10 protein-coding genes and 1 pseudogene are annotated in these 14,085 nt (G+C 62.2%); 7 read left to right on the forward strand and 4 right to left on the reverse strand.

What is annotated here, in order from left to right:
- Positions 1–60: 60 nt before the first annotated feature.
- The 4 genes and pseudogenes from glgC to M1E02_RS10840 form a co-directional block, all read left to right on the forward strand.
- Positions 61–1,469: pseudogene (glgC, locus tag M1E02_RS10825) on the forward strand (glucose-1-phosphate adenylyltransferase); the annotation flags it as partial.
- A 73-nt stretch (positions 1,470–1,542) separates the two neighbouring features.
- Positions 1,543–2,994: an SDR family NAD(P)-dependent oxidoreductase gene (locus tag M1E02_RS10830; RefSeq protein ID WP_479378024.1), complete on the forward strand. Its 1,452-nt coding sequence runs from the start codon at positions 1,543–1,545 to the stop codon at positions 2,992–2,994.
- Between the two features lie 59 nt (positions 2,995–3,053).
- Positions 3,054–3,518, forward strand: a complete 465-nt coding sequence (locus M1E02_RS10835; protein WP_479378025.1) for a pyridoxamine 5'-phosphate oxidase family protein — start codon at positions 3,054–3,056, stop codon at positions 3,516–3,518.
- Between the two features lie 174 nt (positions 3,519–3,692).
- The gene (locus M1E02_RS10840) at positions 3,693–4,400 is read left to right on the forward strand and encodes a response regulator (protein WP_479378026.1); all 708 of its coding nucleotides are present in this window, start codon (positions 3,693–3,695) and stop codon (positions 4,398–4,400) included.
- 38 nt (positions 4,401–4,438) lie between these two features.
- On the opposite strand, the gene M1E02_RS10845 is transcribed toward M1E02_RS10840, so the two are convergent.
- A complete protein-coding gene (locus tag M1E02_RS10845) occupies positions 4,439–6,148 on the reverse strand; it encodes a GAF domain-containing sensor histidine kinase (RefSeq protein ID WP_479378027.1) in 1,710 nt (569 codons plus the stop codon).
- A gap of 164 nt (positions 6,149–6,312) precedes the next feature.
- On the opposite strand from M1E02_RS10845, the gene M1E02_RS10850 reads away from it, so the two are divergent.
- Entirely contained in the window at positions 6,313–6,783 is a 471-nt protein-coding gene (locus tag M1E02_RS10850) for a pyridoxamine 5'-phosphate oxidase family protein (protein ID WP_479378028.1), read from the forward strand.
- A gap of 26 nt (positions 6,784–6,809) precedes the next feature.
- Here the strand turns inward: M1E02_RS10850 and M1E02_RS10855 are convergent, their stop codons facing one another.
- The 3 genes from M1E02_RS10855 to M1E02_RS10865 form a co-directional block, all read right to left on the reverse strand.
- Positions 6,810–7,661: a transglutaminase family protein gene (locus M1E02_RS10855; RefSeq protein ID WP_479378029.1), complete on the reverse strand. Its 852-nt coding sequence runs from the start codon at positions 7,659–7,661 to the stop codon at positions 6,810–6,812.
- Positions 7,658–8,584, reverse strand: coding sequence for an alpha-E domain-containing protein (locus M1E02_RS10860; protein ID WP_247040548.1), 927 nt, complete (start codon positions 8,582–8,584; stop codon positions 7,658–7,660). The genes M1E02_RS10855 and M1E02_RS10860 overlap by 4 nt, the downstream gene beginning before the upstream one ends.
- 66 nt (positions 8,585–8,650) lie before the next feature.
- Positions 8,651–10,207: a circularly permuted type 2 ATP-grasp protein gene (locus M1E02_RS10865; RefSeq protein WP_479378030.1), complete on the reverse strand. Its 1,557-nt coding sequence runs from the start codon at positions 10,205–10,207 to the stop codon at positions 8,651–8,653.
- Positions 10,208–10,330: 123 nt separating this feature from the next.
- Between M1E02_RS10865 and M1E02_RS10870 the strand changes: the two genes are divergently transcribed.
- Positions 10,331–11,416 carry a YeiH family protein gene (locus M1E02_RS10870; RefSeq protein WP_479374290.1) on the forward strand — a complete coding sequence of 362 codons (1,086 nt, stop codon included), beginning with the start codon at positions 10,331–10,333 and terminating at the stop codon, positions 11,414–11,416.
- 23 nt (positions 11,417–11,439) lie between these two features.
- Entirely contained in the window at positions 11,440–14,073 is a 2,634-nt protein-coding gene (gene pepN, locus M1E02_RS10875; protein WP_479374291.1) for an aminopeptidase N, read from the forward strand.
- The last annotated feature ends 12 nt before the right edge of the window (positions 14,074–14,085 follow it).

Below are 14,085 nucleotides of genomic sequence, written 5' to 3' on the forward strand. Positions count from 1 at the left end.
GAAGGAGTCCGGGCTTACCGGGCTGTTGGGGAGTGACGAAGGCGTACAGGGAGCGACCACATGCCGTTGAATAAGAAAGTTTTGGCCATTGTCCTCGCAGGCGGCGAGGGAAACCGCCTCATGCCGCTGACGGCGGACAGGGCCAAACCGGGGGTTCCTTTTGCAGGCAGCTACCGGCTCATCGATTTTGCATTGTCGAATCTGGTGAATTCCAGATATCTGCAGATCGTGGTTCTTACTCAATATAAATCCCACAGCCTTGACCGACATATCTCCGAGACGTGGCGGATGTCCACGCAGCTCGGGAACTACATTGCTTCGGTGCCGGCGCAGCAGCGCGTAGGCAAGAGCTGGTTCCTTGGCAGCGCAAATGCCATCTACCAGTCCCTCAACCTCATCCACGACGCCAACCCCGACATCGTCGTTGTAGTTGGAGCGGACCACGTGTACCGGATGGACTTCGCCCAGATGGTGGAATCCCACGTTGCCAGCGGGGCAAAAGCCACCGTCGCTGCCGTCCGCCAGCCGCTGAACATGGCGGATCAGTTTGGTGTTATCGAAGTGGACCAGGACGATCCCCGGAAGATTGCGGCGTTCGTGGAAAAGCCCTCCAGCACTCCTGGCCTGGCTGCTGATCCCACACAGTTCCTTGCCTCCATGGGCAACTACGTCTTCGACCGCGATGCCCTGGTGGACGCACTTCAGGTCGACGCGGAGCGTTTGGACACCAAGCACGACATGGGCGGGGACATCATCCCCTACTTCGTTGACCAAGGAGAAGCCGGAGTCTACGACTTCACCCTCAATGACATCCCGGGCTCAACTGAGCGTGACCGCACCTATTGGCGCGACGTCGGTACAATCGACTCCTTCTACGACGCCCACATGGATCTCATCTCGCCCCTGCCGGTCTTCAACCTGTACAACTCGGAATGGCCCATCTACACCCGCCAGACCATCTCGCCGCCGGCAAAGTTCGTCCGCGGTGAAAACAATGCCGTGGGAACCGCCCTGGATTCCATCGTTGCCAACGGCGTTGTAATTTCCGGCGGCATTGTCGAGGGATCCGTGCTCTCCAACGACGTATACGTGAGCACCGCCAGCCGTGTACTCGATTCGGTTCTGATGGATAAAGTGCAGATCGGCGAAGGCGCCGTGGTGAAGCGTGCCATCCTCGACAAGAACGTGAAGGTACCGGCCGGAGCTACCATCGGACTGGACCCTGAACTGGACCGGGCCCGCGGTTTTAAGGTCACGGAATCCGGCATCACCGTGCTCTCCAAGGGCCAGCAGGTTCCGGAACCGGGTGATGATGAGAAGGCACTGGCCGCAGCGAACCTGCACCTTGTGCCCAATGCTGTGCAAGCTGCGACCGAGAATTATCCGGAGGTCCGCGACTCAGTGGAAAAGGCGGCTGAGGTCCAGGCATCAGGAGTGGCTGCTTCGGCGTCCACCAAGGAGTCTGTCACTACGCGGTCCTGAAAGACGCCCTTAACCTGACGCAGGGCAGGCCGGTGCTCCTCAGGCTGTAAAATCGGAACAATGAACTCCCCCGATCTGACGCCTGAGGAAATCCAGGCCTGCCTCAAGGTTCTGAACACGATTCATGCCTATGACGAAGAGCACCCTGACTATGTCTCGGTGCGCCGCGCCACGGGAAAAATGTTCAAAGCCGTCAAAAGGCACCGCCGGGTCACCAAGCGGGATCTGATTTCCGAAGCAGACCGGGCCGTGATTGCGCAGACTGCAACCGCAGCGCCTGACCGGATTGACGACGAGACCCGGGGCAACAAGCTGGAACCTTCCGCCACTGGCAAAGTGGCCGGCCATCTGATCAGGTCCCGTCCCTGTTACATCTGCAAGCAGCACTACACCCAGGTGGACTCTTTTTACCACCAGCTGTGCCCCGAGTGCGCTGCTTTCAACCACGGCAAACGAGATGCCAGGACCGATCTCACTGGCCGCAGGGCACTCCTCACGGGCGGCCGGGCCAAGATCGGTATGTACATTGCGCTCCGGCTCCTCAGGGACGGCGCCCACACCACCATCACCACGCGGTTCCCCAAGGATGCTGCCCGCAGGTTTGCCGCCATGGAGGACAGCGGCGACTGGCTGCACCGGCTCAGGATTGTGGGCATTGACCTGCGTGACCCCTCCCAGGTCATGGCATTGACGGATTCATTGAATGAAGCTGGCCCCCTGGACATCATCATCAACAACGCCGCGCAGACCGTCAGACGGAGCGGAAACGCCTACAAGCCCTTGGTGGACGCAGAGGACGAGGCCTTGCCTGTTGCCTTGGAGGCCGCCAATGGCGGACCCGAGCTTGTCACTTTCGGCCACGCCCATGACAAACACCCGTTGGCCTTGGCAAGCAGCGTCCTGGAGCATCCGGTCCTGGCCGGTGATGCCATCACCTCCCTGGCCCTGTCCACGGGTTCTGCTTCATTGGAGAGGATCGCAGCGGGAACAGCGATCGACGCCGGAGGCCTGGTTCCGGACCTCGCGACCATCAACAGCTGGACCCAGGTGGTGGACGAGGTTGATCCGCTCGAAATGCTTGAGGTTCAGCTCTGCAACGTCACCGCGCCTTTCCTGCTCGTCAGCAGGCTTCGCGATGCCATGAAGCGGTCCACAGCCCACCGTAAATACATCGTGAACGTCTCGGCGATGGAGGGCCAGTTTTCACGTGCCTACAAGGGTCCCGGCCACCCCCATACCAACATGGCCAAAGCCGCTCTGAACATGATGACCCGGACCAGTGCCCAGGAAATGCTTGAAACGGACGGCATTCTGATGACAGCCGTGGACACGGGCTGGATAACCGACGAACGCCCCCACTTCACGAAAGTCCGGTTGATGGAAGAGGGGTTCCATGCACCCCTGGACCTGGTGGACGGCGCCGCCCGTGTGTACGATCCGATCGTGATGGGCGAGAACGGGGAGGACCAGTACGGCGTCTTCCTCAAGGATTACCGGCCCAGTCCCTGGTAACGCCGACAATGGTCGTGGGTCCCTGACCTCTTGCTGTTGGAACGGGTAGGGTGCAGAAGATGGATACTTCAGACTTTCCGGACGGGATTCTCACCATTGACCAGTGCTGGGAGCTGCTCAACGACGCCGCATTGGGCCGCCTTGCCCTCATTGTGGACAACCATCCGGAGATCTTTCCGGTGAACTATGTCCTGGAGCGAAGGAGCATCGTCTTCCGAACGGACGGGGGTATCAAGCTGTGGGGGGCAATGACGGCAAAGCCTGCCGCCTTCGAGATTGACGGCTATGATCCTCACACTGAAGAGGCCTGGAGCGTCGTCGCCCGGGGCGATACCGAGGTCATCAATGACCCGCGGGAAAAAGAGGCAGCGGATGCGCTCAACCTTGAGCCCTGGCACCCGGGAACCAAGGACCATTATGTGCGGTTGTCGCCCCGTGCCCTTACCGGCCGAAGGTTCAAGGTGAATAAGCCTGACGTGTGGAACACCAGGGCCTCCGACGCCCGTCGATCCACCTTTGAATAGCAGGACCAACGGCCCTTGTTCCCCAATCCACGGTGATCGAGAATGGCAGAGCCTGATGTGGGAAGCCGCGTCGGCTGCGACAATGAAGCCGCCCCACCAGTGCCTTCCGTGAGCATTTAAGCAGCGGCTGCACTGTACGCCCGGAGATGGCCGATACGGCCGGACAGAAGGATTATGCTTCCCCGTCAAGACAGCCCATCAGAGGTACCCGCTCAGGCGAAGGATTTGATCCGTGTTTTCATTCTCGACGATCACGAACTGGTACGCCGCGGCCTGCAGGAACTGCTGGAGGATGAAGGATTCCTGGTGGTTGGCAGTTCAGGTTCCGCCGTCGAGGCGACCAGGCGGATTCCGGCGCTGCGCCCGGACGTCTGCGTTCTGGACGCCCGGCTTCCCGATGGCACAGGCATTGAGGTCTGCAGGGACGTCCGCTCGGTGGACCCGTCCATCAACTGCCTGATTCTCACAAGCTACGACGACGAGCAGGCCTTGCGCGGTGCGATCCTGGCAGGAGCCCGGGGCTATGTCCTCAAAGAAATCGGCGGGACCGATCTCATCGGAGCTCTCCGGCGTGCCGCTGCCGGAGAATCGCTCTTCGAGGACGGAGTGGTTGCCAATACGGTTCAGAAACTCGTGTCTTCCTCCCAGCCTGACCCCCATGCTGGGGCGCTGACGCCGCAGGAACAGCGTGTTCTTGAGCTTGTGGGCGGCGGCCTGACAAACCGGCAAATAGCCGCGGAAATGTTCCTTGCAGAAAAAACAGTGAAGAACTACGTTTCGTCCCTCTTGGCGAAGCTGGGCTTCGAGCGCCGCACGCAGGCCGCTGTGTACATCGCCAACAAGACTGCCATGGCCTCTCCCGGAAACACGCAGGCCAAGTAGAGCCATCAGCCAGGCGGGTCTCCAACCCGCCAGGGCGTTTAGTAGCCGGGCTGGATAGGCACTGACCACTCCAGCCTGGTACCTTTTCCGACCTCGCTTGAGATGCTGCAGGAACCGCCCATCAGTTGCGCCCGGTCCTCCATGTTCGTGAGGCCATTCCTTCGCTTGAGTTCACTGAAACCCTTGCCATTGTCAGCAATGGCAACCAATGCAACTCCGTCAGCGGCGGTTACGGAGACCTCGATGGACTCGGCGCCGGAGTGCCGGATGGCATTGCTCAGTCCCTCGGAGACCACCGCCACAATGTTGTCCGCAAGCTCCCCCGCAAGCGAATCGACAGGCCCCCTAATAGTCAGGCCGGGAGAGAAAGGCAATGATTTAGCTGCGCTCATGGCGAGTTGGCGGATTCTGCTGCTGAGGGGCTCCACTTCCCCTCCGCTTGTCCTGAGGAAATAAATGGTGTCGCGGAGGCTTCTGATGACCTCATCCAGCTCTCCGGTGATGGCACGGATACGTTCCAGTGCCCGCGCATCTCCCGTGAAACGATTGAGGCTCTGGACGCTGAGACCCGCCGCAAAAAGCCGCTGAATGACCAGATCGTGCAGGTCACGGGCGATCCTGTCCCTGTCAGTAAATACAATCAGTTGCTCCCGAAGCCTGTGCACACGTGCCAGCTCAAGGGCCAGCGCCACATGGGATCCGAACACGGCACCCATCTCCACATCCGTGCGGGAATACGGCCCCTGGCCGCCGTCGCGCATCAGCAGCAGCAGTCCATGATGGGCGCCCTGAGTGCTGAGGGCCACCGCAAGGAGCGGACCTTTGGCTGTCAGACTGACAGGCCCGAGCACTTCCGCCGTCCTCTCGAAGACCACGGGATCTCCGCCGTGCAGCACGCCCTCCAGCTTCTTTACGTCGAGTTCGAGCCGCTTGCCCCGGTACTGGGCCGAGTGCTCACCCGCGGCGCCAGCCACAACGTATTCAGAGCCGTCCTCCGAGGGCGCCGCGATAAGCGCCAATACTGACCCCGATTCATGCAGGGCACGGTCGGCAATGGGATCCAGCCCTCCGGCGGAGTGGTAATGGTCGCTGCCCAACATCAGGCCCGAGACCTCCATGCATGCCTCCAGCCACAGGGCCCGCCGTCTCGCGTCGTCGTACAGCCGGGCATTTTCTATCGCGACGCCTGCCGCAGCGGCCAGGGCCATCGCAAGTTCCTCATCCTCGACCGTGAAATCGCCACCGCCATGCTTTTCAGTCAGGTACAGGTTGCCGAAAACCACGCCGCGGACCCGGACAGGAACACCCAGGAAGGTCCGCATGGACGGATGGTGTTCAGGGAACCCGTAAGATTCCGGATGCTGTCGGAGGTCGTGGAGGCGTAGGGGGCGGGGGTCACTGATCAGGAGGCCCAAGACGCCGTGCCCTGTGGGCAGCGGGCCTATCCGGCGCTCGAGTTCGCCGTCGATCCCCACACTGACAAAGGTGGTGAGGGCCTGATTCTCACCAATGACGCCGAGGGCGCCGTAACGCGCATGGAGGAGGCGGCAGGCTGACTGGACCACGCGCTCAAGCACGGCATCAAGGCTCAGGTCTTCGGCTACCGCTACCACTGCTTCCAGGAGCCCGGCCATCCGCTCCTGCGACTGGAGCAGCTCGCCCGCCCTGGAAACAAAATCCTTCAGGAGGTCTTCGATCCGGAGGCTGCCCGAAGTATATGGCTGGGCGGCGTCATCATCCGCGTGCATCTCCAACCCCAATTCCTTGCGGCGGAACTGTGCCCCGCCTCTCGTGCCAGAATACTCCGTGCCGGGTTCTCCAGCGGGCATCCGGAACCGTTATCGCCGTCTGGCAGGAACCCGTGGGGACGTGCCTCTGGAAGCGGCTGGTAGCGGGGCGTAGGCTCGGCGTCATGAGCACCAGCGAACAGAGCGACAGGGTCGAAGAACTCAGCAGCAGCGATTGCTGGCAGCTTCTGCGCAGCGTTTCCGTGGGGCGACTCGCTGTATGGGTCGAGGACCATCCGGATATCTTTCCAATCAACTACAAAGTGGACCGGGGCACACTGGTTTTCCGAACCGGAGATGGCACCAAGCTCCGGGCTGCTATCGGGGAAACGCCAGTAGCCCTCGAAGCGGACGGTGTTGATCCGCAAACCGGAATCGCCTGGAGCATTGTCATCAAGGGCGAGGCCGCCCCGGTAAAGGACGCAGAAGAGGTCCTGGATACCGTTGGCCTGTTCCTGTTTCCCTGGGAGGGCGGCAAAAAGGAACACTTCGTCCGGATCACGCCTGACGTCGTTACGGGCCGTCGTTTCAAAGTGACCCCTCCGTTGACATGGTGGACGCCACTGGATCAGGCAACATGGACCGGCCACGAATAAGGTTCTATTCGGGTGCGGTCACTGCATCAGGCGAACCGGGTGATCTCCACGCTCACATTGAGTGCGGACCCGCCGCCACCTGACAGGATTCCCTTTAGCGGCGGTACGTCACGATAGTCCCGTCCGCGGGCCACAGTGACGTGGAAGTCGCCGGCCGGTTTGTGGTTGGTCGGATCCCAGCTCCGCCATTCACCGTCCCACCACTCGAGCCACGCGTGCGACTGGCCGGCCACTGCCTCGCCGATTTCCGCCGTCGAACGCGGGTGCAGGTAACCGGAGACGTACCGGGCGGGAATACCGCAACTGCGCAGTGCACCAATGGCAAGGTGGGCCAGGTCCTGGCAGACCCCTTGGCGCTGGGACCAGGCTTCCTCGGCATTGGTGGTGACGCCCGTGGTGCCCTTCATGTACGTCATCTCGCCCCGCATCCATTCGAAGATGGCCAGGGCCGCCTCGTGTGGAGTGAGGCCGGCAACGACGCCGGGGACAATGCCCAACACTTCGGTACCTGGCCCGGTGAGTTGGGACTGCGGGATCCAGTCACTGAAGCTGTTCAGTGTTTCGGGCAGGGCCAACACGTCCCAGCCCACCAGGTCTGCTTCGGACGGAATCCGATCCACCCGGTGAATTTCTACCGTGGTGGTGGACACCACCTCCAAATGCTCGTGCGGCATCTGCATGTCGAACGCCGTGACCCGGGTACCCCAGTAGTCGCGATAGCTGCTGACGGCCGCCTGGCTTGGAGAAACCTTCATGGACGATTCCAGGACCACCTGCTGCGGGTCAGTGAGGGGCGTCATCCTGGCCTCGTTGTAGGACAGGGTGACCCGCTTGTTGTACTTGTAGCCGGTCTTGTGGACGATCGTGAGACGGGTCATGAAACTTCTCCCACCCAGGCAAGTTCGTCCGCCTGATTGAAGTACTTACGGGAAATGGCGTCCGAGGCCTGGGAGACGGCCTTCTGGACGCGCTCCATGTGCTCCGGCAGCTCGGACATCAGGTCATCAGTGCGGTGGAACTCCAGGAACGTGCGCGCCTGGCCCACGATCCGGCGGGCATCGTTGATGAAACCCACACGTTGGGCTGAGGGGTCCAGCTTGGCGAGGCATTCATCGGCGTCACGCAGTGCGTACACGATGGACCGCGGGAACAGCCTGTCCAGCAGCAGGAATTCGGCGGCGTGCTGGTCGCCGAAGGCGGCCCGCCGGGTGCGCAGGAAAGACTCATAGGCGCCGGCGCAGCGGAGCATGTTGACCCAGGACATGCCGGCGGAGAGGACATCCCGGGTGGAAAGCATACGGGCGGTCATGTCAGCGCGTTCCAGGGACCTGCCCAGGACGAGGAACAGCCAGCTTTCGTCGTGGCTCACCGTGGTGTCAGCGAGCCCGCTGACCATGGCCGTACGCTCCAGCACCCAGTTGCAGAAACGGTACGTTCCCACGACGTCTTTGCGGTGCTGGTTGAGCCCGTAGTACGTGGTGTTGAGGCTCTCCCAGAGGCCTGATGAGACAGTTTCCCGGGCGCGCCGGGCGTTCTCCCGGGCAGCTCCCAGGGAGCCCGCAATGGAGGTGGCGCTGTGCTTGTCGTAGGCCAGGGCGTGCAGGAGTTCGTTGAGCCCGAACTCTTCGCTCTGCGGCCGGGCACCCATGACAGCCAACAGTGCCTGGGCGACGCTGCGCTGCTCCTCCATTGGCAGGTGGTTGAGCCGTTCAAGGTGAACGTCGAGGATGCGGGCAGTACCGTCTGCCCGTTCGACGTAGCGACCGATCCAGAAAAGGGACTCGGCAATTCGGCTAAGCATTCGCGGTTACCTCCTGCGGGTCCGAAATCTGTGTGTTGGGAACTGCGTGCAAGTCATGGGTCCGGCTCATTGTTGTTGCTCGCTCTGGCGGTCGCGCCAGTTGCTCTCCACAGGCCAGACCGACACGCGTTCACGAACGGTGATAGTGGGACGCGGCAGGGTCTCCACCGGGACCTGCGGAGAGTCCGCGAGCACCCAGGTGTCCTTGGACCCGCCGCCTTGGCTGGAGTTGACGATCAACGACCCTTCCTTGAGCGCCACACGGGTGAGTCCGCCGGGAAGCACCCAGACGTCGTCGCCGTCGTTGACTGCAAAAGGACGGAGGTCAACGTGCCGGGGGCCAAACTTATCACCGCTCAGCGTAGGAACTGTGGACAGCTGAAGCACGGGCTGCGCAATCCAGCCGCGGGGGTCAGCGATGACCCGCTTGCGAAGCGCCTCAAGCTCGTCCTTGGAGGCGTCCGGACCGATGACCAGGCCCTTTCCTCCCGAACCGTCTACGGGTTTGACCACAAGCTCGTGCAGCCGGTCCAGGACGTGTTCCCTGGCTTCCTTCTCTTCGAGCCTGTAGGTATCCACGTTGGCGATGATGGGTTCTTCGTTGAGGTAGTACCGGATGAGGTCCGGAACGTAGCTGTAGACGAGCTTGTCGTCGGCCACACCATTGCCCACCGCGTTGGCGATGGTCACCCCGCCTGCCCTGGCGGCGTTCACCAAGCCCGGGCAGCCGAGCATGGAATCGGAACGGAACTGCAGCGGGTCCAGGAATTCGTCGTCGATGCGCTTATAGATCACGTCCACGCGCTGTTCGCCGGCAGTGGTCCGCATATAGACGCGGTTGCCGCGACAGATAAGGTCGCGGCCTTCGACGAGCTCGACTCCCATCAAACCGGCCAGCAGAGTGTGTTCAAAGTAAGCGCTGTTGAAAACACCCGGTGTGAGGACCACAACTGTGGGGTCGTCGACGCCGGAGGGTGCGGTCTTGCGCAGGGCGGAGAGGAGACGGCGCGGGTACTCCTCCACCGGCCGGATGAGCTGCTGGCCAAAGGCTTCGGGAAGCCCCTTCGCCATCGCCCGGCGGTTTTCCAGGACATAACTGACGCCGGACGGGACACGCACGTTGTCCTCCAGCACCCTGAACGTTCCCGCTGCGTCGCGGACGACGTCGATGCCGGAAATGTGGACGCGTACACCACCGGCGGGCTCGAAGCCCTGCACCTGACGGTGGAAGTGTGCACTTGTGGTAATCAGCTGCCGGGGAATGACGCCATCGGAAACGACGGTCATTTTGTCGTAGACATCGTTGAGGAATGCTTCCAGGGCGCGAACGCGCTGGGCTACTCCCCTTTCCAAAACGCTCCACTCGTCTGCCGGTATGACCCGCGGGACGATATCCAGCGGGAACGGCCGCTCCTCCCCCGCGTAGTCGAACGTCACGCCGCGGTCCAGGAAGGTCCGCGCCATGGAATCGGCGCGTGCGCTCACATCGGCGAGGGACAGTTCACTCAGCGCGTCGGCAACCTGGCCGTACGAGTCGCGTGTCATCTGGCCGGGCGCAAACATCTCGTCGTAGGCGCCACTGCGTCCTGCGGCTACGGAGTAATCCTGGAATAGGTCAGACATGTCCAATAGCCAACCATCTTTTTGTTGCGAAATCATTACCGGGTCCCATTGTGGCGTGTTGATGCGTCTTGAAGTCTTTGCGCCGGTTCGTGTTTTACTGCGCTCTTCCGGCATGGTAGGTGAGTGCCGCCGCCCAGTTTCCCCGCCGTCCCTTCCGGTCATAGGAGATGGCAGCTCGCGAGGCTGCTGCCAGGACTGTTGACCGGCGTGCCAGCGGTGGCCGCCGCTTTCGCCCTGCATGCCGTTATGCCGGCACTGCCTGCCATGACCCTGGCTGTCGTCCTCGGACTTCTCACCGCGAACCTCCCGGGCTCGGGAACGTGGGTGGCTGGCCGTGCACGGCCCGGACTGGACTTCTCCGGCAAGCACCTCATGCGTGCGGGAATCGTTGTCCTCGGCCTCAAAGTGAGTATGCCTGATGTGCTGGGCCTGGGTTGGACGGCGTTGATGCTTATCGCAGGGGTGGTCCTGGCAAGCTTCGCCGGTACGTACGGCATTTCACGGCTGTTCAGGCTTCCGCGGGAGGCGTCCCTTTTGATCGCCACCGGGTTCTCCATCTGCGGCGCCTCGGCCATTGGAGCCATGGCAGCGGTGCGGCGCATCCGGACCGTTGACACCGTCCTGCCCGTGGCGCTCGTGACCCTGTGCGGCACGTTGGCCATCGGAGTGCTTCCGCTTCTGAGCCATCCGCTCCGGCTCTCCCCGGAGGTTTTCGGTGCATGGACCGGCGCGTCAGTCCACGACGTCGGCCAGGTGGTGGCAACAGCGCAAACAGCCGGGACCTCCGCCCTGGCCATCGCCGTCGTCGTCAAACTGACACGGGTCATCCTGCTGGCACCTATGGTGGCCGCTGCTGGACTCCACCAGCGGTTTACCGCCAAGAAGGCCTCCAGACGGACGCCACGCGACGCCGCTGGCGGTTTGGTATCCAGCGACGGCGCGTTCCCTCCCCTGGTGCCGCTCTTTGTGCTCGGGTTCCTGGCCATGGTGGTCCTGAGGTCCACAGGATGGCTCTCACCGGGATGGCTGGATGTGGGGAATGCGCTGCAGGAACTCCTGCTCGGAATGGCCCTGTTCGGTCTCGGTTGGGCCGTGCGGATCCGGACGCTTCTCCACACCGGTTCGCGTGCGCTCCTGGCTGCCCTGGCGTCATGGTTCCTCATTGCTGTGCTGGGGCTCGCTGCGGCTTTGTTCATGATTTCGACGTGATGCTGTCGTGATTCAATAGCTAAGTGTCAAATGAGAATCTGCAGCGCGATGAAGCGGCAAAACGGTCGGCCCTGATCACCACTCGGAGCTACGACGTTTCCCTTGATGTCCGGCAGGCGCCGAACCCGGCTGTGGCGGGGTATCCCACTCGAAGTGTCATCAGCTTCTCCGCGTCTGAACCAGGAGGTTCAACGTTCCTTGATTTTGTTGGGGAGGAAGTCAGCAGCGTTGTTCTGAACGGCAAGAGCCTTGCTGTGGGGGACGTTGTTGACGGCGCCCGGATCCGGCTCGACGATCTTCAGGCAGAGAACCAGGTAACTGTTACGGGCACGGCGCTCTACAGCAGTTCCGGGGAAGGAATGCACCGCTTCTTCGACCCGGCAGACGGTCAGTGCTACCTCTACACTCAGTACGAACCGGCAGACGCCAGACGGGTATTCGCCAACTTCGAACAACCCGATCTCAAGGCAGAATTCACCTTTCACGTTCTGGCGCCGGCAGGATGGCTTGTCGCATCCAACGGCATCGAAAGCAGCTGCCTGCCGCTGGCGGAAGACCCCGGCACCAGCCGCTGGGACTTTTCCCCGGCGAAGCCCATGTCCACGTACATCACCACAGTCCTCGCCGGACCCTACTTCCGCGCCGTGGACCACTGGAGCGGCGTTGCAAGCGACGGGTCCGAGCTAGAGGTCCCCTTGGCCCTGTACTGTCGCGCTTCCATGGCTGCATCCTTTGACACCGCCGAACTTTTCCGCCTGACGAAGAACGGTTTGGCGTTCTTCAATGACCTCTTCGATTACCCGTATCCGTGGGGCAAATACGACCAGGCCTTCGTTCCGGAATACAACCTGGGTGCGATGGAAAACCCGGGACTGGTGACGTTCACGGAGCATTACATTTTCAGGTCCCGCGCCAGCGACGCCCAGTATCAGGGCAGGGCGAATACCCTGCTGCACGAAATGGCCCACATGTGGTTCGGCGACCTCGTCACGATGAGCTGGTGGGACGATTTGTGGCTGAAGGAATCCTTTGCGGACTACATGGGAACCCTTGGTGTTGACCGCGCAACTGACTGGGACACTGCGTGGGTGAATTTCGCCAACAAACGTAAAGCCTGGGCGTACGTCCAGGACCAGCTTCCCACGACGCACCCCATCGTCGCAGATATCCCTGACCTTGAAGCGGCCAAGCAGAACTTCGACGGCATCACCTATGCCAAGGGCGCTTCAGTCCTCAAGCAGCTGGTGGCATATGTGGGCTTTGACGCCTTCATTGCCGGTTCCCGCCAGTACTTTCGTGATCATGCTTTTGGAAATACCACTCTGACTGACCTGCTTGCTGCTTTGAGTAACGCCTCCGGCCGTGACCTCGGCACGTGGGCGAAGCAGTGGCTTCAGACTTCCGGGATCTCCACCCTCCGGACGGAACTTGAGGAGCACGACGGCGTCCTCGGGTCTGTGATCCTCGTCCAGGACGCGGAGGATCCCGTAACGGGACGCGAGGAACTGCGGCCCCACCGGCTGCGGGTGGGGCTCTACGACTTCGACGCCGCTGGCGCCCTGGTGCGTACGGACAGCATGGACGTTGACGTGCAGGGGAACCGCACCCTTGTCCCCGGGCTTGAGGGCAAGCGCCGGCCGGCCCTTCTGCTCGTCAACGATGATGACCTGAGCTATGCCAAGGTGCGGCTTGACCCCGCCTCCGAGGCCACGGTTCGCACCTCCCTCCACACAATTCCTGACCCCATGGCACGGGCCCTGTGCTGGACCGCCCTGTGGGATTCCGCGCGCGACGGCGTCACGCCCGCGTCCCGATACCTTGACGCCGTGCTTGCCTTTGCCCCGTCAGAGACAGGCAGTGGTGTTCTCTCGACGGTGCTGAACAATGCAAGCACCGCCCTGGAGCATTACGTCCCGGCGTTCGAGCGGGAGTTGGTGCGAAGCCGCTTTCTCTCAGCTGCCGCGGCCGAACTGTGGGCGGCCCCTCCTGGCTCGGACCAGCAGCTCGCATGGGCGCGCACTGTTGCCGAAACCAGCCGTCGGGACGCTGGGCAGATCCAACTGCTGCGGAACCTCCTGGACGGCAGCTCGGTGCCGGAGGGACTGGCCGTGGACGCCGACCTGCGCTGGAGTCTTTGGCATGCTCTTGCCGCGCAGGGGCAGGCTGGTCCCTTGCAGTTGGATGGGGACTTGGCCAGGGACAATACCGCATCCGGGCGTGCCGGGCACGCCACGGCTTTGGCTGCCCGCCCTGACCCGGCAGTGAAGGCCGCTGCATGGGACCAGGCGGTCAATGGAAGCTCGCTGTCCAACGAACTGCTGAGCGCCACAATTGCCGGCTTCAATACGGCACCGGCAGGGCTTCTGGATGACTACGTGGAGCGCTATTTTGCCTGCCTGGAACAGGTATGGACTGAACGAAGCATCGAAATAGCCACCCGGATCGTCCGCGGTTTATTCCCGTTCGGACAGGACCTCAGCGGCAATGTCACCGATCCGGAAGCCCATCCTGTGATTGTCCGCGTCGATGACTGGCTCGTCCGGCACCAAGCAGTCCCCGCGGCGCTGCGACGGATCGTTATCGAGCAGCGGAGCCATTTGCATCGTGCGCTTGTGGCTCAGGCCCTGGCCGCCAAAACAGCATCGGTTGCCCCGTAACCGGGGAGCCGT

It is taken from the genome of Arthrobacter sp. Z5-13 (genome assembly GCF_056499105.1).